Below are 22,466 nucleotides of genomic sequence, written 5' to 3' on the forward strand. Positions count from 1 at the left end.
CCGGCACCTCCGGCGCCGGTTCCAGCCACCAATCGAACAACTGCAGCGCCGGTTACATCTCGCGCAGGATGAAGTCGAGCCGGCCGCTGACGAAGGCCCCGCGCAGCATCGGGCCGCGGGGGCCGGGGCGGTGCGTTTCGTCTCCTCCCAGCAGCAGGAACCGCAACAGCGGGGCGCGGACTTCGTTTGCCTCGGTCGCCGTCTCGGTCCGGGTGCCGGTGCCGACCTCCACCTCGTCGCCCCGCGGGCATTCGTCCAGCAGCTTGCGCTCGGCTTCGGTCAGCGGGCGGTCAGCACCTCGGCCAGCAAGGGCCGCCGGACCGGCACAGGTTGGGCGTGCTACGGAGTCTTTTGCGGCCTTGAGGGTGCCGCGGTCGGCCCAGGCGCGGTGGCCATTTCCTAACGAAAGGTAAAGTCGCCTGGGCAAGTCCTTGATTTTGCTACGGCCGAGACCTGTCCCATCATGGGACACGCCCTCTACCCCGGCCGGGCCATCTGGGCTATATCCCCGCCCCATGACCCGCAACCCGCCCGACCTCCGCCCCGATCTGGCCCACGCCCGCCTGGCGGCCGAGCCCGCCCGCCCCGGCCAGCCCCGGATCGGCATGGTCTCTCTCGGCTGCCCCAAGGCCCTGGTCGACAGCGAGCGCATCCTGACCCGCCTGCGCGCCGAAGGCTACGCCATCAGCCCGGATTATCAGGGCGCCGAGGCGGTGATCGTGAACACCTGCGGCTTCCTCGACAGCGCCCGCGCCGAAAGCCTGGAAGCCATCGGCGAGGCTTTGCGCGAGAATGGCCGGGTGATCGTGACCGGCTGCCTGGGCGCCGAGCCTGAGATGATCACCGGCACCCATCCGCGCGTGCTGGCGGTGACCGGCCCGCAGCAATACGAGGCGGTGCTGGACGCCATCCACGCCGCCGTGCCGCCGTCGCCGGACCCGTTCGTCGACCTCTTGCCCGCGACGGGCGTGTCGCTGACCCCCCGCCACTACAGCTATCTCAAGATTGCCGAGGGCTGCGACCACGCCTGCAAGTTCTGCATCATCCCCGACATGCGCGGGCGACTGGTCAGCCGGCCGACCAAGGCGGTGCTGCGCGAGGCGGAAAAGCTGGTCGAGGCGGGGGTCCGCGAGTTGCTGGTGATCAGCCAGGACACCTCGGCCTACGGCACCGACTGGAAGGGGCGGGACGACAGGTTCCCGATCCTGCCGCTGGCCCGCGACCTTGGGGCCTTGGGCGCCTGGGTGCGGCTGCACTACGTCTACCCCTACCCCCATGTCCGCGACCTGGTGCCGCTGATGGCGGAAGGTCTGATCCTGCCCTACCTGGACATTCCGTTCCAGCACGCCCACCCCGACACCCTGCGTCGCATGGCCCGCCCCGCCGCCGCCGCCCGCACCCTGGACGAGATCGCCGCCTGGCGCCGGGACTGCCCGGAGATCACCCTCCGCTCGACCTTCATCGTCGGCTACCCGGGCGAGACCGAGGCCGAGTTCCAGACCCTGCTGGACTGGCTGGACGAGGCCCAACTCGACCGGGTCGGCGCCTTCCGCTACGAGAACGTCCGCGGCGCGCGGTCGAACGACCTGCCCGACCACGTGCCGGACGAGGTGAAGGAAGACCGCTACGCCCGGTTCATGGAAAAGGCCCAAGCCATTTCAGCCGCGAAGCTGGCCGCGAAGGTTGGCACCCGCCTTGAGGTGATCGTCGACGAGGTGGACGCCGACGGCGCCACTTGCCGGACAAAGGCCGACGCGCCCGAGATCGACGGCAACCTGTTCCTGGACGAGGGGTTCGCGGACCTGACGCCCGGCGATATCCTGACCGTCGAGGTGGACGAGGCCGGGGACTACGACCTTTGGGGCAAACGCCTGACCGACCGGGCGTGATCCCGCAGAGCGGCGCGAAGGGCGCCGCACGGCCTTTGCCTCGTCGTCGCCTTGCAGGCTCCTCCTCGAAGGGGGGCGCTGCCCCCGTCTTCGCTGCCGCGAAGACTCCCCCGGGATATTTGAGGACAGATGAAACGGCACAGGCTTTCATCCGTCTTCAAATATCCCCGCCGGAGGCATCCCCGGCCGATGCCAGGCGCCGCGCCGGGGCACAGGCGTCGCGGTACGGCCGGGCGGCCGAGCCGGTTGCGCGCTTGCGCGCAGAGGCGAGAGAAAAGGCGTGCGGCGCGCCTTCGCGCCGCTCTGTTTCAAAACCGCGGGGTCCGGGCGGCCGGTCAGCCGACCAGCACCACGACCCAGGCCACCCCGCCCGCCAGCGCGGCAAGGGCCACACCGGCACTGCCACAGTCCTTGGCCTTTTTCGCGCGCGGGTCGGGGTCGGTCGAGATGTAGTCGACCACCTCTTCGATGGCGGTGTTCAGCAGCTCGGCCGCCAGCAGCACCAGCCCCAGCGCCAGGATCAGCGCGCGCTCACCGGGGGTCAGGTCCAGCGTGAAGGCCAGCGCGGCCGAGGCGACATTCACCAGCGTCCATTGCCGCAAGGTCTTTTCACTGGCCCAGGCGGCGCACCAGCCGGCCCAGCTCCAGCGCACCGTGTTGGCGAAGCGGCGCACTTCGGCCCGCAGGAATTCCATCTCCGGCGTCCTCCCCCACCCCAGACCGGGCAAGGTTAGCCGCCCGCCCGCCGCGCGTCGAGCCAGGCGCGGACACAGGTCACCACATGGGCGAAGCGGTCGCCGCCGAGGTGCACGCCGCCATACCAGCGGGTGACCACGACAACGTGGTCCAGCAGGCCCTCGCGGTCCAGCATGCGCAGGATCACCGCGCCGGCGCCGGTCTCGCCGTCATCGGCCCTGAGCGGCCCGCCATCGGTCAGCACGCAGGCCCAGCTGTTGTGGGTGGCGCGGGCAAAGCGCTTGTCGCGCTTCAGGTCGGCCAGGAAGGCGTCGATCCCGGCCCTTCCCGCGACCGGCCCGCCGCAGACGGCATAGCGCGAGCCGCGGTCGCGGACCACGTCGTCAAGCTGCAGCATGTCGGGCCGGGGCGGGGGCGAAGCTTTGGCCAAGGGGTCCTGCCGGGACTGTCCGCCGCAGGATAGTTCGCCGGGCCGGCGACGCAAGGCCCCGGGGCGGGACGGCACCGCGCCCCCTCGGGACGCGGGGTGGGTGGGTGGGAGCGGCCCGAGGGGGCGCTTTCCCGCCTGCGGGAAAGCAGGAAAGGCGCCCGTCAGGGCGCCCTCCTCACAAACCTTTGGAAAAGCCGGTCAGACCGCCTTTTTCAGCGCCTCGACCAGATCGGTCCGTTCCCAGCTGAAGCCGCCGTCCTCGGTCGGCGTGCGGCCGAAGTGGCCGTAGGCCGCGGTGCGGGCGTAGATCGGGCGGTTGAGGTTCAGGTGGGTACGGATGCCGCGGGGCGTCAGGTCCATGACCTCTGTCACCGCGCGCTCGATCACCGCCTCATCGACCTGGCCGGTGCCATGGGTGTCGACATAGATCGACAGCGGCTTGGCCACGCCGATGGCATAGGAGACCTGCAGCGTGCAGCGGTCGGCCAGCCCGGCCGCCACCACGTTCTTGGCCAGATAGCGCGCGGCATAGGCGGCCGAGCGGTCGACCTTGGTCGGGTCCTTGCCCGAGAACGCCCCGCCGCCGTGCGGCGCAGCCCCGCCATAGGTATCGACGATGATCTTGCGGCCCGTCAGGCCCGCGTCGCCGTCCGGCCCGCCGATCACGAAGGTGCCGGTCGGGTTGACGTGCCATTCGGTCTTTCTGGTCAGCCAGCCTTCGGGCAGGACTTCGCGGATGTAGGGTTCCACGATGCCGCGGATCACCTTCGAGGTCTGCCGCTTCGACGTGTGCTGGGTCGACAGCACGATCGAGGTCACCTCGACCGGCTTGCCATCGGCATAGCGCAGCGTCAGCTGGCTTTTCGCGTCCGGCCCAAGGGTCGGTTCCTTGCCGGACTTCCGCGCCTCGGCCAGGCGGCGCAGGATCGCATGCGAATACTGGATCGGCGCCGGCATGTATTCGGGCGTCTCGCGGGTGGCATAGCCGAACATGATGCCCTGGTCGCCCGCGCCGTCGCGGTCCACGCCCTGGGCGATATGCGCCGACTGTTCGTGGATGTAGTTGTGGATCTTGATCTTGTTCCAGTGGAACTTCTTCTGCTCGTAGCCGATGTCGCGGACGCAGTCGCGGACGATGCCGTCGATCCGCTCCATCATCGCCTTGGTCTTTTCCTTGGTGGACAGACCCACTTCGCCGCCCACCACGACGCGGTTGGTCGTGGCGAAGGTTTCGCAGGCGACGCGGGCGTTCGGCTCTTCCGTCAGGAAGGCGTCAAGGACGGCGTCCGAGACGCGGTCGCACAGCTTGTCGGGATGTCCCTCCGAGACGGACTCGGAAGTGAAGACATAATTCTTGCGGCTCATGGGAAGTGCTCCGTTGATGATCCCCGTCACGCCAGGAAGCCGTTGTGACGGTTCGACAGCGGCCGACTTACGCGGCGGCGTGACAACAATCAAGCGCCATTGCGCCGCAGCCGCAGCAGCGCCGGAAGGAAGAGCCCGGCCAGCAACAATGCGGTCAGGGGTCCGTCGCCGATCCGGGCATAGGGCGGCGGCGGCAAGGCACCGGGCAGGGCAACGTCCAAGACGCCGCGCGCTCCCAGCGGCAACAGCGCCGGTGCGCCGTCCAGACCGGCGACGATGCGGCCGCGGGCGTCGGTCACCGCCGAGACGCCGGTGTTAGCGACCCTCACCAGCGGCAGGCCCAGTTCCACCGCCCGCAGCCGGGCTTGGGCATAGTGCTGGTAGGGCCCGGTCAGGGTGCCGAACCAGGCGTCGTTGGTGATCTGCAGCAGCCAGTCGCCGCGCGGGGCGGCGGCCAGTTCCTGCGCGAAGATCGCCTCGTAGCAGATCGCCGGCAGCGCCCGGCCCAGGCCGGGGCCGAAGTCGACCGGCCGGCGCGTGCTGCCGGCCATATAGGCCGCCCCGGCCTGCGCTGCAAATGCACGGATGCCGAACCAGTCATAGGCCAGATCGCCGAAGGGCACGTATTCGCCGAACGGCACCAGATGGATCTTGTCATAGGTCGGCCCGATGCGGCCGCCCGGGCCGATCACCGCCAGGCTGTTCCAGGCCAACTCGCCTTCAACGCGCTGAATGCCGGCCGCCAGGGGAGTGCCCCCGGCGACCCCGGCCATGGCCAGCGCCGCGCCCTGGCCTTCGGTCAGGATGAAGGGCACGGCGGTCTCGGGCCAGACGATCAGCTCGACCGGCGCGGCGGCGGACAGCGCCAGCAGCGTGTCGAAGTTGGCACGGGCCTCATCGGGGTCCCATTTCAGGGTCTGCGCGATGTTCGGCTGAACCAGGCGGACGCTGCCGCCGGGCGCCGGCGGCTCGGGCAGCGCCAGCCGGTGCCAGCTCCAGCCGGCGACCACGGCCAGCGCCAGCGCCGGCACGGCAAGGCCCTTGCGGCCCCAGGCCAGCGGCGCCGCCAGTGCCAGCAGCGTGGCGGCGGTCATCCCGTTGGCGCCGATCAGCGCCGCAGTCTGCATCAGCGGCGTGTCCAGCCAGATGTGCCCCGGCAAGGCCCAGGGAAAGCCGGTCAGCACCTGGCCCCGGGCCAGTTCGACCGCCGCCCAGGCCAGAGCCACCGCGACCGCCCCGCCGCCCAGCCGCCGCGCGCCCCAGGCTGCCGCCCCCCAGAACAGCCCCAGCCCGAAGGCCATGCCCACAAGGGCGAACGGCGCCATCCAGCCATGCCGTTCCGGATCGACGAAGAAGGGCTGCACGATCCAGGCCAGCGCAAAGGCGAAATGCCCCGCACCGATCATCCAGCCGCGCCGGAATGCAGCCCCCGGCCCGGCCGCCCCTGCCATCCGCCCCAAGGCCAGCCCCAGCCCCGCAAGCGCCACCGGCCACAGCCCCAGCGGCGCCTGCCCAAGGGCGATCGCCACGCCGATCGCCGCATCGCGCAGCGCCGTCCTCGGGCCGGGGCGCATGCCGGTCAGGTCTCGGTCGCGCTGGCCGCCGTCGCCTGGCCCGGCAGGCGCAGCCGAAGCCGCTTGATGCGCCGCGCGTCGGCATCGACGATCTCGATCTGCACCCCGCCCTCCAGCGCCACGACCTCGCCGCGCGACGGCACCCGGCCGGTGCGCAGGAAGACCAGGCCGCCGATGGTGTCGATCTCGTCGTCGTCCTCGCCGCTGCGCAGGCGCAGGCCAAGGGTCTGTTCCAGCTCTTCCAGCGGCGCGGTGGACTGCGCCAGGATCACCCCCGGGGTTTCCTCCTTCCACAGCGCGCTTTCATCCTCATCGTGCTCGTCCTCGATCTCGCCGATCACGGTCTCGATCAGGTCCTCGATGGTGACCAGCCCGTCGACCCCGCCGTATTCGTCGATCACCAGCGCCATGTGGACACGTTCCTTCTGCATCTTCTGCAGCAGGACACCGGTCGGCATCGACGGCGGCGCATAGAGAATCGGCCGCAACAGGCGTTTCAGGCTGAACCGGCCGGTCTGGCCAAAGCCGTGCTGCAACGCGAGGTCCTTGAGCAGGACCAGGCCCTGCGGATGGTCCAGCGTGCCCTTGTAGACCGGGACCCGGGAAAAGCCGTGCTCGCGGAAGGCCGCGACCAGGTCATCCTTGCCGATGTCCAGCGGCACCGCCACGATTTCGGCCTTGGGAATGGCCACGTCATCCACCCGCATCCGGCGCAGCGCGCCGAGCCCAGGGCTGGAGACCGGCGCCGGTGCCGCGGGGTTAGCGGCCTCGGACTCTGCGTTGGGGGTGAAGGCGGACAGAAGCCGCCCGAAGAAACCGCGACCTGAAGGTTCGGCCGGCGGGTCGTCGGTCAATCCCGCCTGCGCCTCGGGCGCCGGGGATGACCCATCGCTGCTACTGCCCATCTGTCCTTTTTCCGGAACACACCCGTCCTGCGGGTGCTCTTCAATATGGGTCGGAAACCCCGAGCGATGCAAGTATGCGCACTTCGTGGGCTTCCATCAGGGCCGCATCCTCATCCTCAATGTGGTCGTAACCCAGAAGATGCAGCACGGCATGCACGATCAGATGAGCGGCATGGTCGGCCATCGGCTTGCCCTGCGCGGCGGCTTCGCCCGCGCAGGTCTCCCAGGCGATGGCGATGTCGCCAAGAGGTTCGGGGTCGTCGGGCGTGCCGGCGACGGGCGGTTCGGGTTCGGCGCCGATCACTTCGGGCGCCCGGTCCTCGGACGGCCAGGACAGAACGTTGGTCGGCTGCGGCTTGCCGCGGAAACCGGCGTTCAGCACGGCAATGCGCGCATCGTCGCAGCCAAGCAGCGCAACCTGAAATCCCTCGGCCCCGATCCCCAGCCCCTGCAATGCGGCCCGCGCCGCGCGCTCGGCCAGCGCCTCAAGCCCGATCCCCTGCCAGCGGGCATCCTCGATCACGGTCTCGACCAGCATCTCCATCCCGCGTCCCTAGCGCCTGCGACGACCCTTCTCAAGCACGGCCATCAGGCAAGCCCGCAATCCCTTCCCAACGGTTGCCTCCGGCGGGGGTATTTGGGCCAAGATGAAACGGCATGGGCTTCATCTTGGTCCAAATACCCCGGGGGAGTCTTCGCGGCACGCGAAGACGGGGGCAGCGCCCCCCGCGCCCGAGGAGACGCCTGCAAGGCGACGACGAGACAAATGACCTGCGGCGCCCCGGCGCCGCTCCGCCGGATCACCGCGCGGTCAGAACCACTGCCCCGGCTCCATCAGCCCCAGGTCCATCAACTGCTGGCTGTGCCAGTCGAACGGCACCGAATTGCGCCAGCGGAAGGTGGGAATGTCAAAGCGCGATCCGGGGTTCGTGCGCAGCGCCTTGGCGGTGCGGAACGAACCGACCGCGGCGGTCAGGTTGTGGTGCCAGGGGCAGGCATAGGTATTGTATTCCTCATCGGAAAAGGTGAAGTCCGGCCGCAGAAGCAGCCCGGGCCTGGTCCGGAAGATCGAGATGCGGTCGATCTTCCGCCGCGCCGGCGGGATGTGTTCCTCGAACCGCCAGCGCAGCCCGCCGTGGAAATCCATCTGCCGGTCGCGGGGTTCCCAATCGCGTTCGGGGTCCTTGCGGGCCAGCGCGTAATAGCCCGAGCGGTCAAGATGCGCGTCCTCCAGCGAAACCGCGTTGCTGTGGCGGTTCAGGTCGCCGGCATAAAGGTCGATCACATAGGTCAGCATCGCGTCGCGGCGTTCCTCGGTGTGGAACGACAACAGGTCGCGGATGGTTCGGGTCTCGCAGAACGGGAAGAACAGGTATTCGGCGTTGAAGCAGTAATAGACCCAGGTCCCCGCCGGCAGCGCGACGTTCAGCCGGTTCACCGCTTCGACCAGCGCGGATTCGGCAAAGACGTCATGCGCGATGACCTCGATGCGCCCGGCGAATTCCTCTGGTGCCGCGATCTCGGGCGGGGCCAGCAGCAGCACGCTGCCGAATCCCAGCGACAGGTGATGGCGCAGGGTCGAGGCCAGCTCGACCTCGTCCTCGGCCATGATCAGGCAGACCGGCGTCTTCGGCGGCGCGGCCTTCAGGCGGCTGAGATAGTCGGCAAGGTCGGTGTAGGTCATCGGCGTCCGGCGGCGGCTGCGCGGCCAGATTCGGCCAATCCGCGGCGCAAGGCAAGAGGGCCGGCGTTGCCGCCACTCCGCCCGCGGTGTAAGACCGCCGCTTCAGGAGGCACCGGCCGATGAGCGAAGCCAAGAAGCTCTACCTCAAGACCTATGGCTGTCAGATGAACGTCTACGACAGCGAGCGCATGGCCGAGGCCCTGGGCGCCGAGGGCTACACCCTGACCGAGCTGGCCGAAGAGGCCGACATGGTGCTGCTGAACACCTGCCATATCCGCGAAAAGGCCAGCGAGAAGCTATATTCCGACCTCGGCCGGCTGAAGCCGCTCAAACAGCGGAAGCCGGGGCTGAAGATCGGCGTCGCCGGTTGCGTGGCGCAGGCCGAGGGGGCCGAGATCCTGCGCCGGGCGCCGCTGGTCGATCTGGTGGTCGGGCCGCAGGCCTATCACCGCCTGCCCGAGATGGCGCGCGGGGCCGGCCGGGTGGTGGACACCGAATTTCCGGCGGAAGACAAGTTCGACCACCTGCCCGCCCGCAAGGCGCTGCGCGGGCCGACCGCCTTTCTGACCGTGCAGGAGGGCTGCGACAAGTTCTGCGCCTTTTGCGTGGTGCCCTACACCCGCGGCACCGAGGTCAGCCGCCCGGTCGAGCGGCTGCTGGCGGAAGCGCGCGATCTGGTGGCGCGCGGCGTGCGCGAGATCACCCTGCTGGGCCAGAACGTCAACGCCTACCACGGCGCAGGCCCAGGGGGCGCCTGGGGCCTGAGCCGGCTCTTGCGCGAGCTGGCGGGCATCCCGGGGCTGGACCGGCTGCGCTATACCACCAGCCACCCGAACGACATGGCGGATGACCTGATCGCCGCCCATGCCGAAGTGCCGCAACTGATGCCCTACCTGCACCTGCCGGTGCAGTCGGGCAGCGACCGCATCCTGCGGGCGATGAACCGCAAGCACACCGCAGACGACTATCTGCGCCTCGTCGAGCGCATCCGCGCCGCCCGGCCCGACATCCTGCTGACCAGCGATTTCATCGTCGGTTTCCCGGGCGAGACCGATGCCGATTTCCAGGCCACCCTGGCGCTGATCCGCGAGGTGCGCTTCGGCGCTGCTTTCAGCTTTGCCTATTCGGCCCGCCCGGGCACGCCGGCCGCCGAAAAGCCGCCCGTCCCGGCCGCGCTGGCGCAGGCCCGGCTGCACGAATTGCAGGCCCTGATCACCGCCCAGCAGCATGCCGCGCAGGAGGCCATGGTCGGCCGCGAGGTCGGCGTGCTGTACGAAAAGCCCGGCCGGCTGCCGGGGCAGATGGTGGGCAAGTCCGACCATCTGATGGCGGTGCATGTCACCGACCCGGACGGCCGGGTGGGCGAACTGGCGCGCGCGCGCATCACCGCGGCCTCGACGAATTCCCTTGCCGCCATTCGGGTTGCGGGCTGATCCGCAGCGCATCCCGGCAGCCGCCGAGGAGTTATCCACAGGATTGTTCGGGCAGACACCGCACGGTTGCGCCTGCCCTGCCGCGAAGATCGCGAATCAGCTTTACTTCGCGGAAGCCGGTCGCCAAACCTAAGCCGTCGGTCACGGTTCGGTGAAGGGGGCTCTGGCGGTGGATCGGAAGTCTCGCGCAATGCGCAGGGTCCTGGGTGCGGCGGCACTTGCAGTCGGCCTGGCGGGGGGATCGTCGCTTGTCGCCGAGACCAGCCCGACCGTGGTGGCCCCCGAGGTGACGGGCCAGATCGAATGGGGCGTCTGGATCGACGACGACGGCTGCATGCACTGGTGGGCCGACGGCGGCGAAGAAGGCTACATGGTGCCGCGCCGCAACCCCAAGACCGGCAAGCCGGTCTGCCTGAAGAAGAACACCTGCCTGGTCGAGAACACCGACACGCTGTTCGCCAGCGGCAGCGCCACGCTGACGGCGACGGGACGCAAGCGGCTGCAAGAGTTCTTTCTGAACGCCGGGGCCTTCGGCTATGCGATCTACGGTCATACCGACAGCCGCGGCTCGGACGGCAACAACCTCAGGCTTTCCAAGCGCCGCGCCCATGCAGTGGCCGAGGTCGCCCAGTCGGTCGGCGCCTCGGTCGAGCGCGAGATGGGCCTTGGCGAAGGCCAGCCGGTCGCATCGAACACATCTGCCGCCGGCATGGCGAAGAATCGCCGCGTCGAAATCGTCTGCTATCGGTGGTGACCCAGATGCAGGGCTTTCTCAGACTGTCCACGGGTGTTGCGGCGCTGCTGGCGCTGACGGGCTGCATCGAGACGCTGGAGGGCGGCCAGCCCTATGCCGGCGCCGGTTCGGTCATCGCCACCGGCGAGGACCAGGGCTACCAGAAGGGCGTGCTGAAAAACGGTGAGGCGGCGATCGCCTATGATCCGGACGGCTGCCAGAACTGGGTCATCGACGACGGGCTGGAGGGGTATTCCAGCCCGCGCTTCGACCCGGTCTCGGGCCTGCCGATCTGCAACGACCTCTATCCACCCGGCACCGTGCTGCGGCCCTACGAGACCGAGGCGGCCGGGGTGAAGGACCAGATCTCGGGGCCAGGCCGCAAGACCGTGGTCGTCAAGCGCTGAGCGCCGGACCGGGTTTCGGGCGAAGACGCCAGCGATCTGCACAAGACTGTCGCAACACTTTCACATCCGCGCGCAAGATGTTGTGGCGGGGATGAAAATCCTTGCCAGATCGTCCGGCAGGCCGCACCATTCCCGTGAAGGCCCTTTGACATTCAAGGAGACCCGATTGGGCATCAGCGCGCTGACCCCCCCGACCAAGCCCGAGGACATTGTGGAGACGCTCCTCGAATTTCCCGACAACCGGCTGTTGATCGAACTGTGCGGCGAGTTCGACCGCAACCTTGCCCAGATCGAGCACCAGATGGGGGTGCACATCCTGCGGCGCGGCAACCGGCTGGCGGTGGTGGGCGAAAAGGGCGCGCGGGACCAGGCCGCGGCAGTGCTGCGCAGCCTCTATGCCCGGCTGGAAGCAGGCCGCAGCGTCGGCGCCGGCGACGTGGACGGCGCGCTGCGGATGGGCCGGCCGGTGACGCCCTCGGGCGACAGCGAGCAGATCGAGCTGTTCAATCCGGGACTGGAGCTGCGCACCCGCAAGAAGCCGATCGAGCCGCGGACCGAGGCGCAGAAGGCCTATGTGGCGAACCTGTTCGCGCATGAGCTGGGCTTCGGCATCGGCCCGGCGGGCACCGGCAAGACCTATCTGGCGGTGGCGGTGGGGGTGACGATGTTCATCTCGGGCGCGGTCGAGAAGATCGTGCTGTCGCGCCCCGCGGTCGAGGCGGGCGAGCGGCTGGGCTTTCTGCCGGGCGACATGAAGGAGAAGGTCGATCCCTACATGCAGCCCCTGTACGACGCGCTGAACGACTTCTTGCCGTCGAAGCAGGTGGAAAAGCTGATCCAGGAAAAGCGGATCGAGATCGCACCCCTGGCCTTCATGCGGGGGCGCACACTGTCAAACGCCTTCGTGGTGCTGGACGAGGCGCAGAATGCCACCGCGATGCAGATGAAGATGTTCCTCACCCGCCTGGGCGAGGGCAGCCGGATGGTGATCACCGGCGACCGCACCCAGGTCGACCTGCCGCGCGGGGTGACCAGCGGCCTGTCCGAGGCCGAGCGCATCCTCAAGGGGGTGAAAGGCGTGTCGTTCAACTACTTCACCGCCAAGGATGTGGTGCGTCACCCCCTGGTGGCGCGCATCATCGAGGCCTGGGACAGCGACGAAGCCGCCTCCTGACCGGCGGTGATCCGGCGGAGCGGCGCGCTTGCGCGCCGCACGACCTTTGCCTCGTCGTCGCGCGCCAAGGGCGCGCTCCTCCTCAGGTATCGGGGGCGCTGCCCCCGAACCCCCGGGGTATTTGGGCCAAGATGAAGCGGCATCGGCTTCATCTTGGTGAAAATACCCCGCCGGAGGCATCCCAGGTCGATGCGGGGAGCCCTGCCGCAGGCCAGCCGTCGCGGCCGGGCCGGGCGGCCGGGCCGGTTGCGCGCAGAGGCGAGAGGAGAGGCCAGCGGCCGCCCTTGCGGCCGACCGGTTTCAGCGGCGCCGCAGGCGGATCACCACATCGACGCGGGCGATCTCGGTGCCCTCGGGGGCCTTGGGCAGGGCCGAGATGGTCAGGTCTTCCTTCGGGGCATCCGTCAGCGTGCCGCTGTCTTCCCAGAAGTAATGCGGATGGTCGTCCATCCGGGTGTCGAAGTAGCTGCGCGCGCCGTCGACCACGACCTCGTTCATCAGGCCCGCGTCGCAGAAGGCCCGCAGCGTGTTGTAGACGGTGGCAAGGCTGACCTTCTCGCCCGCGGCATCGGCCATCTCGTAAAGGCTTTCCGCGGTGACGTGGCGATCCTCGCCATCGCCGACCAGCAACTGCGCCAGGGCAAGACGCTGACGGGTCGGCCGCAATTGGCCCCGGTCCAGCCAGGCGGCGATACGGTCTTGCCCTCTTGGCATCATTGCGCAGATCCCTGAATCTGATGCTTATATATAGGCGCCGGGCCCGGGGATTCAACTGAAAAGCCGCACGCCGGTGCCGCCCGCCGCCCTTGCCCAGGGTTCCGTGCCTCTGATACACGCGGGGCCTGAGGGAACAGATGGGAAGGCCAGGCCGATGGGGCGCTATCCGACGAGGTTCGAACGCGAGGACCTGCTCGCCTGCGCGCGGGGCGAGTTGTTCGGGCCGGGCAATGCCCAGTTGCCCGAGCCGCCGATGCTGATGATGGACCGCATCACCGAAATCTCGGAGGACGGCGGCGAGCACGGCAAGGGCCACGTGGTGGCCGAGTTCGACATCCATCCCGACCTGTGGTTCTTTGCCTGCCACTTTCCCGGCAACCCGATCATGCCGGGCTGCCTGGGCCTGGACGGGTTGTGGCAGCTGACCGGTTTCAACCTGGGCTGGCGCGGCTGGGAAGGCCGGGGCTATGCCCTGGGCGTGGGCGAGGTCAAGCTGACCGGGATGGTGCGGCCCGACCGCAAGCGGCTGACCTACTTCGTCGACTTCACCAAGGCGCTGCAGACCCGCCGCCTGACGATGGGTGTGGCGGATGGCCGGGTGGAAGCCGACGGCGAAACCATCTATCTGGTTAAGGACATGAAGGTCGCCCTCTCGGCGAGCTGATCGGACAGGGAAAGGTTCAGCCCCATGCGTCGTGTCGTCATCACCGGGCTTGGCATCGTCTCGCCCATCGGCAATTCCGTGGCCGAGGTCGAAGCCAGCCTGCGCGCCGGGAAATCCGGCATCGTCTTTGCGCCCGACTATGCCGAGCGCGGCTTCCGCAGCCAGATTCACGGCCAGCCGCAGATCGTGCTGGAAGACCACATCGACAAGCGCGACCTGCGCTTCATGGGCGATGGCGCGGCCTACAACTTCATCGCCATGGCGCAGGCCGTGGCCGACAGCGGGCTGGCGCCGGACGAGGTGTCGAACGAGCGCACCGGGATCATCGTGGGGTCGGGTGGGCCCTCGACCAAGTCGTTCTTCAAGGCCCACAACATCGTGCGCGAAAGCGGCTCGCCGAAACGCATCGGCCCGTTCGGCGTGACCAAGGGCATGTCGTCCACCACCTCGGCCTGCCTGGCCACGCCGTTCAAGATCAAGGGGGTGAACTATTCGATCACCTCGGCCTGCTCGACCAGCGCCCATTGCATCGGCAACGGCACCGAGCTGATCCAGATGGGCAAGCAGGACGTGGTGTTCGCCGGCGGCGGCGAGGAACTCGACTGGACGCTGTCGTGCCTGTTCGACGCGATGGGCGCCATGTCGTCGAAATACAACGATGCGCCGACCACCGCGTCCCGCGCCTTCGACGCCACCCGCGACGGGTTCGTGATCGCCGGCGGCGGCGGCGTGGTGGTGCTGGAAGAGCTGAACCACGCCCTTGCGCGCGGCGCGAAGATTTATGCCGAGGTCACCGGCTACGGCGCCACATCGGACGGGCACGACATGGTGGCGCCCAGTGGCGAGGGCGGCGAGCGGTCGATGAATCTGGCGCTGTCCACCCTGCCCCAGGGCCGCAAGATCACCTACATCAACGCCCACGGCACCAGCACGGTGGCCGGCGACGTGACCGAGGTGAAGGCCATCCGCAACGTCTTTGGCGCCGACGCTGTGCCGCCGATTTCCTCGACCAAGTCGCTGACCGGGCATTCGCTGGGCGCGACCGGCGTGCATGAGGCGATCTATTCGCTGATCATGTTGCAGGGCGGCTTCATCTCGGCCTCGGCCAACGTCACCCAGCTGGACCCGGAATTGCGGCCCGAAGAGATTGCCACCGCCTATCGGGATGTGGCGCATGATTCGATCCTGTCCAACAGCTTCGGCTTTGGCGGCACCAATGCCACCCTCGTGATGAGCAAGTATCAGGGCTGAGGAGCACGCGATGGCCGGACTGATGAAGGGCAAGCGCGGGCTTGTCATGGGTGTGGCCAACGAACGGTCGATCGCCTGGGGCATCGCCTCGGCCCTGGCGGCCGAAGGGGCGGACCTGGCCTTCGCCTACCAGGGCGAGGCGTTCGGGCGCCGCGTGCAGCCGCTGGCGGCTTCGGTCGGGTCGGACCTCCTGGTCGATGTGGACGTGACCGATGAGGCCTCGCTGGACGCCTGTTTTGCGGTGCTGGCCGACCGCTGGGGCAAGCTGGACTTCGTCATCCACGCCATCGCGTTTTCCGACAAGGCCGAATTGACCGGGCGATTCATCAACACCAGCAAGGGCAATTTCCTGAATTCCCTGAACATATCGTGCTTCAGCTTCATCGACGTGGCACGCCGGGCGCAGGCGCTGATGCCGGACGGCGGCTGCCTGGTGACGCTGACCTTCCAGGGTTCGAACCGGGTGACGCCGAACTACAATGTGATGGGCGTGGCCAAGGCGGCGCTGGAAAGCGCAACGCGCTATCTGGCGAACGACCTGGGGCCGCAGAAGATTCGCGTCAACGCAATCAGCCCGGGGCCGATGAAGACCCTGGCCGGCAGCGCCATCGGCGGGGCGCGGGCGACCTACCGCCACACCGAGGAAAACGCGCCCTTGCGGTCGAACGCCACGCTTGAGGCGATCGGCGGCACGGCGGTCTGGCTGTGTTCGGACGGCGGCGCCTTCACCACCGGCGAGGTGGTGCATGTCGACGGCGGCTATCACATCCTGGGCTTTCCGCAGGCCGAGAACCTGTAGCGGGCAAGACCGAACCGAAGCCGGCGCGCAGGGCGCGGAGGATTCTTGCCGCAAATCAGGGATTCTGGAGCGGGTAGCGGGAATCGAACCCGCCCCATCAGCTTGGAAGGCTGAGGCGCTACCACTACACCATACCCGCCGCTCGCTGCCGTGAAGCACGTCTGGCTGTTCACGGCAGGTCGTGGTTATCCGAACTGCTTGCGCGCCGCAAGATGACCGAAGCAGGCGACCGGCCCGAACACCTGCTCCGATGGGTAGCACCAGCGGGCCGAGACCTTCGCGCAGTTGCGGGTGGACGGTCCGGACGGCGGGTTCGACAGGCACCAGCCGGAGGCTGCCGGACCCCGGGCGGTCCAAGCCGGACTCCGCTGTATTTCTGCGCTGCAGCACGCGTGAGCGCACAGGTTTTCAGCGGACCGGACCGGCGGCCGGTCATTCATAGGCCACGGATGTGACTTTGCCTTGCCGGTCTCGGCGGCAGCAAGCCTGCTTGCGATCGGGGTCGGCCGATCATGCCCCGAAAGACGGAATGTGCGGGGACACCAGACGGGAAACCGTCGCCACCGCATGCGGTGCAACAACTGTCGCCAGGTCAGGATCAGGCCCTCAGGCCCGGTCTGGAACGCCACCGGCGACCCTGAAATGGGGGAAAGCGATGAAACTGACACGACGTATGCTTCTGGCATCCGGGGCAGCCGCCCTTGCCGCGCCGCGCCTGGCCTTTGCCCAGGGCGAGACGATCAAGATTGGCATCCTGCATTCGCTCTCGGGGACGATGGCGATTTCCGAGACCACGCTCAAGGACACCATGCTGATGCTGATCGAGGCGCAGAACGCCAAGGGCGGCGTGCTGGGCAAGATGCTTGAGCCCGTGGTGGTGGACCCGGCCTCGGACTGGCCGCTGTTCGCCGAAAAGGCGCGCGAGTTGCTGACGGTGCAGAAGGTCGCCTGCATGTTCGGCTGCTGGACAAGCGTCAGCCGCAAATCGGTGCTGCCGGTGATCGAGGAACTGAACGGCCTGTTGTTCTACCCGGTGCAGTATGAGGGCGAGGAATCGTCGAAGAACGTGTTCTACACCGGCGCCGCGCCGAACCAGCAGGCGATTCCGGCGGTGGACTACTACCTGAACGAATTGGGCATCGAGAAATTCGCCCTGCTCGGCACCGATTATGTCTATCCGCGCACCACCAACAACATCCTTGAGGCCTACCTGAAGTCGAAGGGCATCGCCGCCGAAGACATCTTCGTCAACTACACCCCCTTCGGGCACAGCGACTGGTCGAAGATCGTCGCCGACGTGGTGGCCCTGGGCGCCGACGGCAAGAAGGTGGGCGTGATCTCCACCGTCAACGGCGATGCCAACATCGGTTTCTACAAGGAACTGGCGGCGGCGGGCGTGACCGCCGACAAGCTGCCGGTCATCGCCTTCTCGGTCGGCGAAGAAGAGCTTTCGGGCCTCGACACCTCGAACCTGGTCGGCCACCTGGCGGCCTGGAACTACTTCCAGTCCGCCGAAACCCCGGCCAACGCCGAGTTCATTGCCGCCTGGAAGGCCTTCATCAAGGATGACAAGCGGGTGACCAACGACCCGATGGAGGCGCATTACATCGGCTTCAACATGTGGGTGCAGGCGGTGACGGCGGCGGGAACCACCGACGTTGACCCGGTGATCGACGCCATGGTCGGGCAGACTTTCCCCAATCTCACCGGTGGGGTGGCCGAGATGCTGGCGAACCACCACCTGACCAAGCCAGTGCTGATCGGCGAGATCCGCGCCGACGGGCAATTCGACATCATCAGCCAGACCGAGCCCGTTCCGGGCGACGCCTGGACCGACTTCCTGCCGGACTCCGCAGTGTTGGAGGCCGACTGGAAAGACCTCAGGTGCGGCATGTACAACACGCAGTCGAAGACCTGCGTGCAGCTGACCTCGAACTACTGAGGCGCGAACCCTGTCGGGGCGGGGAGCCCGAATTTTCGACGAAAATTCGCTCCCGCCCCGTCGCCACCTTGTGCGGAGATACACATGCTGCGCGCGCTGTGCCTTGCGCTGACGCTTGTTCTCGGGCTGACGCTTCCGGCGCGGTCGCAATCGGGGTCCGAACCGCTGGCCGCGGTCGTCGCGAGACATGCCGAAGCCATCGCAAAGCCCTCGCGCCAGACCATTGGCCCGGTGATCGACGCGCTCGCCGCCAGCGGTGATCCGATGACCGCCGCCTTCCTTCAGGCCTGGGAGGCCAAGCACCTGGGCCAGCGCAAATCCGACGGCGCCTTCTTCCTGCTGACCCCGGACCCGGCCGGCTTCGCCCTGACCGCCCTGGACGGCACCCCCGCCGGCACCGCCGCGAAAGCCGACATCGCCGAGTTGAAGCCCAACGCCGGGGTGCGCGGCCTGATTTCCACCGCGCTGGTGCAGTTCACCCTCTCGGACCCTGATCCTGCCACCCGAACCGCGGCGCTGGACAGCATTGCCAAGGACCCGACCGCAGAAAGCCTGGCCCCGTTGCGGGCCGCCATCGACGGCGAGCCGGACCCGGCGCTGAAGGCCCGCAAGATCCGCCTTGAACGCCTGCTGACCCTGCAATTCGATCCCGACCATGCGGCCCGCATCGCCGCGATCGACGGCTTCGGCAGCGATCTTGGGCTGGATGTCCGCGCCGCCCTCTCGCCGCTGGTTGCCACGCGACGGCTGGCCGCCACCGCCGCCCCCGCAGGCGCCAACATCGCCCGCGAGTTGCGCCTCGGCCGCGACCTGACCCGGACCGAGGCCTACGACCTGCTGACCGCCGCCGGTCTTGCCCCCGAACGTCTGAGTCTTGAGGACCAGAGGGCAGCCCTGGCCGCCCACATCGTGGCGGGACGCACGGGCGGCATCCCGCTGGCCGAACTCGCCGACCAGGACGCCCGTGACCGCGCCTATTCGGCGCTTGAGGCCAGCGGAACCGTGCCCCCGGCCGCCACCGCCGACGAGGTCGCCGCCGCGCTGGCCGCCCACCGCTTCTACGACGTCTACAGCGAGCCCGACGCCGCCGTCACCGCCGCCGCCGCAGCAGCACTTGACCGCATCGGGCTGAAGGTCGGGGCCATGCAGGCCGCCGACCTGGGCCTCGACGCGCTCTCGCTCGCCTCGATCTACTTCCTTGCCGCGATCGGACTGGCGATCACCTTCGGCGTCATGGGCGTCATCAACATGGCGCATGGCGAGTTCATCACCCTGGGCGCCTACACCGGCTATGTGGTGCAACTCTTCGTGCCGGACCTGACCCTGTCGATCCTGATCGCTTTGCCGCTGGCCTTTGCCGTCACCTTCGCGGCCGGCGTGGCGATGGAGCGGCTGGTGATCCGCCACCTCTACAAGCGCCCGCTCGAGACCCTGCTGGCCACCTTCGGCATCTCGATCGCCATCCAGCAGGTGTTGAAGAACATCTTCGGCACCCAGGCCCGCCCGCTGACCGCCCCCGCCTGGCTGGACGGCGCGCTGAGCGTCAACGATGTCGTCTCGATCAGCACCATCCGCGTCGCGATCTTCGGACTGGCGGTCCTGTTCCTGGGCTTCTTCATCTGGCTCATGCGCCGCACCCGGCTGGGCCTGGAAGTCCGGGCCGTCACCCAGAATCCGGCGATGGCCGCCTCGATGGGCATCAACCCCGACCGCATCAACATGCTGACCTTCGGCATCGGCTCGGGCATCGCCGGCATCGCGGGCGTCGCCATCGGCCTGTTCGCCAAGGTCACCTCGGACCTCGGCTCCGACTACATCGTGCAAAGCTTCATGACCGTGGTGGTCGGCGGCGTCGGCTCGATCTGGGGCACGCTTGCGGGCGCCAGCATGATCGGCGCGCTGCAGAAGGTGATCGAGTTCCTGAACCCCTCGAACACGCTGGCCGCGCAGACCTACATGATCCTCTTCATCATCCTCTTCATCCAGGTTCGCCCGCGGGGCATCATTGCCCTCAGGGGCCGCGCGGCAGGAGACTGACGGCCATGCCCGTTTCATCCGTCCCCAAATATCCCGGGGGTCCGGGGGCAGCGCCCCCGGCGGCTTCCGCCCTTGCCCGGCGGGGCTTTCTGGCCCGCAACCCGTCGGTCTTGTGGTTCCTCGGCCTGCTGGCCGCGCTGTGCCTGACCATCACCGCGCTGTCGCCTGCGCTGGATCTCGACATGGTCTCGACCAGTTTCATCAAGACCCTTGGCAAGACGCTGTGCCTGTGCCTCGCCGCCCTGGCGATGGATGTGGTCTGGGGCTACGCGGGCATCCTGTCGCTGGGCCACATGGCCTTCTTCGCGCTGGGCGGCTACATGATCGGCCAGTGGCTGATGTATGCCCGCACCGAAGAGATCGTCCTCGCCGCCCTCGCCTCGGACCCGATCCCGCCCACCGCGGCCGAAATCGCCCAGGGCGTTGCCAGCCAGATTTTCGGCGTCGTCGGCTCATCCGAGATGCCCCTGATCTGGACCTTCGCCGATTCGCTGCCGCTGCAACTTGCCCTGGTCGTTCTGGTCCCCGGCACCCTCGCGCTGGTGTTCGGCTGGCTGGCCTTCCGATCGCGCGTCACCGGCGTCTACCTGTCGATCCTCACCCAGGCGATGACCCTCGCGCTGTCGCTGTTTCTCTTCCAGAACGACAGCGGCTTGCGCGGCAACAACGGCCTGTCCGGGCTGCAGAACCTTCCCGGCCTTTCCGCCACCGGACAGGACGCCGTCTCGCTGGCATTCTTCCTTGTCTCGGCCGCGGCACTTGGGCTGACCTACCTGCTCTTGGCCTGGGCGATCTCGGGCAAGTTCGGCTCGGTCCTGCGCGCCATCCGCGACGACGAGGCCCGCGTGCGCTTTCTCGGCTACCCGGTCGAGGGCTACAAGCTGTTCGTCTTCACCGGCACTGCCATCCTGTGCGGCCTGGCCGGCGCGCTTTACTACCCGCAGGCCGGCATCATCAACCCGGCGGAACTGGCCCCGATCGCCTCGATCTACCTTGCGGTCTGGGTGGCGATCGGCGGCCGCGGACGCCTTTACGGCGCGGTCATCGGCGCGGCCGTGGTCTCGCTGCTGTCGTCCTGGTTCACCGGCGGTCGCGCGCCTTCGCTTCCCCTGGGCTTTGCCAGCCTCGACTGGGTGGACTGGTGGCTTGTCCTGCTTGGCCTCTGTTTCGTCGCCGTCACCCTGTTCGCCCCCAAAGGCATCGGCGGGCTGTTCGACCGCTGGCAGGGTCGCCGCAGCCCCGACCGCAAGGGCGCCCCCCTGGGCCCCGACGACGGCGCGCTCCAGGAACGCGAGGCCAGCGAATGAGCGCACTGCTTGAGGTTTCCGGCGTCTCGGTCAGCTTCGACGGCTTTCGCGCCATCAACAACCTGTCGTTCAGCATCGGACCGGCGGAACTGCGCGCCGTGATCGGCCCGAACGGGGCCGGCAAGACCACCTTCATGGACATCGTCACCGGCAAGACCAGGCCCGACGAAGGCAGCGTCACCTGGGGTGAACGCTCGATCTCGCTTCTGAAACTGTCCGAGGCCGCGATTGCCCGCGTCGGCGTCGGCCGCAAGTTCCAGCGCCCCACCGTCTTCGAAGACCAGACCGTTGCCGAAAACCTGGTGCTGGCGCTGAAATCGAAGCGCGGCCCGGTCGCCGCGCTGCTTTACGCGCTGTCCGCCCAGGGCCGCGACCGCGTGCTGGAACTGGCGCAAGAGGTCGGCCTGGCCGACCACCTGCCGCGCAAGGCGGGGGAACTGAGCCACGGCCAGAAGCAATGGCTTGAGATCGCCATGCTGCTGGCGCAGGAACCGCGCCTGCTGCTGGTGGACGAACCCGCCGCCGGCATGACCCTTGCAGAGCGCGAACACACCACCGCCATGCTGGTGGAAATGGCCAGGACCCGCGCCGTGGTGGTGGTCGAACACGACATGGACTTCGTTCGCCGGCTGAACTGCAAGGTCACCGTGCTGCACGAAGGCTCGGTCCTGGCCGAAGGCACGCTGGACCATGTCACCCGCGACCCGGCGGTGATCGAAGTCTATCTGGGGCGGGGCTGAGATGCTGCAAACCAGGGGCCTCACTCTGCACTACGGCGGCTCGCAGGTCCTGCATGGCATCGACTTTGCCGCCCGCGCCGGCAAGGTGACCTGCATCATGGGCACCAACGGTGTCGGCAAGACCAGCTTCCTCAAGGCGCTGGCGGGCACCCATCCGCGCTCGGGCGGCAGTATCGCGCTGGACGGCCAGGACCTGCCCGTCCTGCGGCCACAGGACATGGCCGCCCGCGGCCTGGCCGTGGTGCCGCAGGGGCGGATGATCTTTCCCCTGCTGACGGTGCAGGAAAACCTGGAAACCGCCTTCGCCGTGCTGCCGCGGTCGGAACGCCGCATCCCGGCGGAAATCCACGACCTGTTCCCGGTGCTGAAGGACATGGCCCGACGCCGCGGCGGCGACCTTTCGGGTGGACAGCAGCAGCAACTGGCCATCGCCCGGGCGATGCTGATGCGGCCCAAGGTGCTGCTCCTGGACGAGCCGACCGAGGGCATCCAGCCCAACATCATCCAGCAGATCGGCCGGGTCATCGCCCATCTCAGGGCGCGCGGCGACATGGCGATCGTTCTGGTCGAGCAGTATTTCGATTTCGCCTGGGGCCTGGCTGACCAGCTTTACGTCTTTGACCGGGGCAGCGTCGCCCTTTGCGGCGCAAGGTCAGACCTCTCGGTCGATGAGGTGCGCCGTCACTTCTCGATCTAGGTGGCCCTGGGGGCGCCTGCGC

The 22,466-nt window shown here is 68.2% G+C and carries 22 protein-coding genes, 1 tRNA gene and 1 riboswitch; of the genes, 13 read left to right on the forward strand and 10 right to left on the reverse strand.

Annotated elements, in window-relative coordinates; all coding sequences use genetic code 11:
* Nucleotides 1-52: 52 nt before the first annotated feature.
* Nucleotides 53-427, reverse strand: a complete 375-nt coding sequence (locus tag LHP98_RS09090) for a hypothetical protein (RefSeq protein ID WP_227252217.1) — start codon at nucleotides 425-427, stop codon at nucleotides 53-55.
* A gap of 88 nt (nucleotides 428-515) precedes the next feature.
* Here LHP98_RS09090 and rimO point away from each other — a divergent pair, with 88 nt between their 5' ends.
* Nucleotides 516-1,889 (forward strand): 30S ribosomal protein S12 methylthiotransferase RimO, encoded by a 1,374-nt coding sequence (gene rimO, locus LHP98_RS09095; protein ID WP_227252218.1) that lies wholly within the window; start codon nucleotides 516-518, stop codon nucleotides 1,887-1,889.
* 335 nt (nucleotides 1,890-2,224) lie between these two features.
* Here the strand turns inward: rimO and LHP98_RS09100 are convergent, their stop codons facing one another.
* The 7 genes from LHP98_RS09100 to LHP98_RS09130 form a co-directional block, all read right to left on the reverse strand.
* Nucleotides 2,225-2,584, reverse strand: coding sequence for a diacylglycerol kinase (locus LHP98_RS09100; RefSeq protein ID WP_227252219.1), 360 nt, complete (start codon nucleotides 2,582-2,584; stop codon nucleotides 2,225-2,227).
* A gap of 35 nt (nucleotides 2,585-2,619) precedes the next feature.
* Nucleotides 2,620-2,982 (reverse strand): YigZ family protein, encoded by a 363-nt coding sequence (locus LHP98_RS09105; protein WP_227252220.1) that lies wholly within the window; start codon nucleotides 2,980-2,982, stop codon nucleotides 2,620-2,622.
* A 231-nt stretch (nucleotides 2,983-3,213) separates the two neighbouring features.
* Nucleotides 3,214-4,380: a methionine adenosyltransferase gene (gene metK / locus LHP98_RS09110; protein WP_227252221.1), complete on the reverse strand. Its 1,167-nt coding sequence runs from the start codon at nucleotides 4,378-4,380 to the stop codon at nucleotides 3,214-3,216.
* A gap of 6 nt (nucleotides 4,381-4,386) precedes the next feature.
* A riboswitch (SAM-SAH riboswitch) is annotated at nucleotides 4,387-4,434 on the reverse strand.
* A 35-nt stretch (nucleotides 4,435-4,469) separates the two neighbouring features.
* A complete protein-coding gene (gene lnt, locus LHP98_RS09115) occupies nucleotides 4,470-5,954 on the reverse strand; it encodes an apolipoprotein N-acyltransferase (RefSeq protein WP_227252222.1) in 1,485 nt (494 codons plus the stop codon).
* A 5-nt stretch (nucleotides 5,955-5,959) separates the two neighbouring features.
* Complete coding sequence (locus LHP98_RS09120; RefSeq protein WP_227252223.1) at nucleotides 5,960-6,859, reverse strand: transporter associated domain-containing protein; 900 nt, start codon at nucleotides 6,857-6,859, stop codon at nucleotides 5,960-5,962.
* Between the two features lie 40 nt (nucleotides 6,860-6,899).
* The gene (gene ybeY / locus LHP98_RS09125) at nucleotides 6,900-7,403 is read right to left on the reverse strand and encodes an rRNA maturation RNase YbeY (RefSeq protein WP_227252224.1); all 504 of its coding nucleotides are present in this window, start codon (nucleotides 7,401-7,403) and stop codon (nucleotides 6,900-6,902) included.
* 267 nt (nucleotides 7,404-7,670) lie between these two features.
* Complete coding sequence (locus LHP98_RS09130; protein ID WP_227252225.1) at nucleotides 7,671-8,543, reverse strand: glycosyltransferase family 2 protein; 873 nt, start codon at nucleotides 8,541-8,543, stop codon at nucleotides 7,671-7,673.
* 119 nt (nucleotides 8,544-8,662) lie between these two features.
* Here LHP98_RS09130 and miaB point away from each other — a divergent pair, with 119 nt between their 5' ends.
* From miaB to LHP98_RS09150, 4 genes are all read left to right on the forward strand, one after another.
* Nucleotides 8,663-9,976, forward strand: a complete 1,314-nt coding sequence (gene miaB, locus LHP98_RS09135; RefSeq protein ID WP_227252226.1) for a tRNA (N6-isopentenyl adenosine(37)-C2)-methylthiotransferase MiaB — start codon at nucleotides 8,663-8,665, stop codon at nucleotides 9,974-9,976.
* Nucleotides 9,977-10,166: 190 nt separating this feature from the next.
* Entirely contained in the window at nucleotides 10,167-10,730 is a 564-nt protein-coding gene (locus LHP98_RS09140; protein ID WP_227252227.1) for an OmpA family protein, read from the forward strand.
* A 5-nt stretch (nucleotides 10,731-10,735) separates the two neighbouring features.
* The gene (locus LHP98_RS09145; RefSeq protein ID WP_227252228.1) at nucleotides 10,736-11,116 is read left to right on the forward strand and encodes a hypothetical protein; all 381 of its coding nucleotides are present in this window, start codon (nucleotides 10,736-10,738) and stop codon (nucleotides 11,114-11,116) included.
* Between the two features lie 166 nt (nucleotides 11,117-11,282).
* Nucleotides 11,283-12,290, forward strand: coding sequence for a PhoH family protein (locus LHP98_RS09150; protein ID WP_227252229.1), 1,008 nt, complete (start codon nucleotides 11,283-11,285; stop codon nucleotides 12,288-12,290).
* Nucleotides 12,291-12,590: 300 nt separating this feature from the next.
* On the opposite strand, the gene irrA is transcribed toward LHP98_RS09150, so the two are convergent.
* Nucleotides 12,591-13,007 (reverse strand): iron response transcriptional regulator IrrA, encoded by a 417-nt coding sequence (gene irrA, locus LHP98_RS09155; protein ID WP_227252230.1) that lies wholly within the window; start codon nucleotides 13,005-13,007, stop codon nucleotides 12,591-12,593.
* Between the two features lie 154 nt (nucleotides 13,008-13,161).
* On the opposite strand from irrA, the gene fabA reads away from it, so the two are divergent.
* The 3 genes from fabA to LHP98_RS09170 are packed head-to-tail and all read left to right on the forward strand — an operon-like array spanning nucleotide 13,162 to nucleotide 15,721.
* The gene (gene fabA / locus LHP98_RS09160) at nucleotides 13,162-13,671 is read left to right on the forward strand and encodes a bifunctional 3-hydroxydecanoyl-ACP dehydratase/trans-2-decenoyl-ACP isomerase (RefSeq protein WP_227252231.1); all 510 of its coding nucleotides are present in this window, start codon (nucleotides 13,162-13,164) and stop codon (nucleotides 13,669-13,671) included.
* A 24-nt stretch (nucleotides 13,672-13,695) separates the two neighbouring features.
* Entirely contained in the window at nucleotides 13,696-14,922 is a 1,227-nt protein-coding gene (gene fabB, locus LHP98_RS09165) for a beta-ketoacyl-ACP synthase I (RefSeq protein WP_227252232.1), read from the forward strand.
* 10 nt (nucleotides 14,923-14,932) lie between these two features.
* Nucleotides 14,933-15,721 (forward strand): enoyl-ACP reductase, encoded by a 789-nt coding sequence (locus tag LHP98_RS09170; RefSeq protein WP_227252233.1) that lies wholly within the window; start codon nucleotides 14,933-14,935, stop codon nucleotides 15,719-15,721.
* 65 nt (nucleotides 15,722-15,786) lie between these two features.
* Here LHP98_RS09170 and LHP98_RS09175 read toward each other — a convergent pair.
* Nucleotides 15,787-15,860: transfer RNA gene (locus tag LHP98_RS09175), tRNA-Gly, on the reverse strand.
* Between the two features lie 534 nt (nucleotides 15,861-16,394).
* On the opposite strand from LHP98_RS09175, the gene urtA reads away from it, so the two are divergent.
* The 5 genes from urtA (at nucleotide 16,395) to urtE (ending at nucleotide 22,444) form a co-directional block, all read left to right on the forward strand.
* The gene (gene urtA, locus LHP98_RS09180; protein WP_413687704.1) at nucleotides 16,395-17,663 is read left to right on the forward strand and encodes an urea ABC transporter substrate-binding protein; all 1,269 of its coding nucleotides are present in this window, start codon (nucleotides 16,395-16,397) and stop codon (nucleotides 17,661-17,663) included.
* 84 nt (nucleotides 17,664-17,747) lie between these two features.
* The gene (urtB, locus tag LHP98_RS09185; protein WP_227252235.1) at nucleotides 17,748-19,700 is read left to right on the forward strand and encodes an urea ABC transporter permease subunit UrtB; all 1,953 of its coding nucleotides are present in this window, start codon (nucleotides 17,748-17,750) and stop codon (nucleotides 19,698-19,700) included.
* 5 nt (nucleotides 19,701-19,705) lie between these two features.
* Nucleotides 19,706-21,007, forward strand: a complete 1,302-nt coding sequence (urtC, locus tag LHP98_RS09190; protein WP_227252236.1) for an urea ABC transporter permease subunit UrtC — start codon at nucleotides 19,706-19,708, stop codon at nucleotides 21,005-21,007.
* A complete protein-coding gene (gene urtD / locus LHP98_RS09195) occupies nucleotides 21,004-21,747 on the forward strand; it encodes an urea ABC transporter ATP-binding protein UrtD (RefSeq protein WP_227252237.1) in 744 nt (247 codons plus the stop codon). Before urtC ends, urtD begins: the two co-directional genes overlap by 4 nt.
* 1 nt (nucleotide 21,748) lies before the next feature.
* Nucleotides 21,749-22,444, forward strand: a complete 696-nt coding sequence (gene urtE, locus LHP98_RS09200) for an urea ABC transporter ATP-binding subunit UrtE (protein ID WP_227252238.1) — start codon at nucleotides 21,749-21,751, stop codon at nucleotides 22,442-22,444.
* Nucleotides 22,445-22,466: the final 22 nt, after the last annotated feature.

This window comes from Rhodobacter sp. Har01 (genome assembly GCF_020564565.1).
GTDB lineage: Bacteria > Pseudomonadota > Alphaproteobacteria > Rhodobacterales > Rhodobacteraceae > Pseudogemmobacter.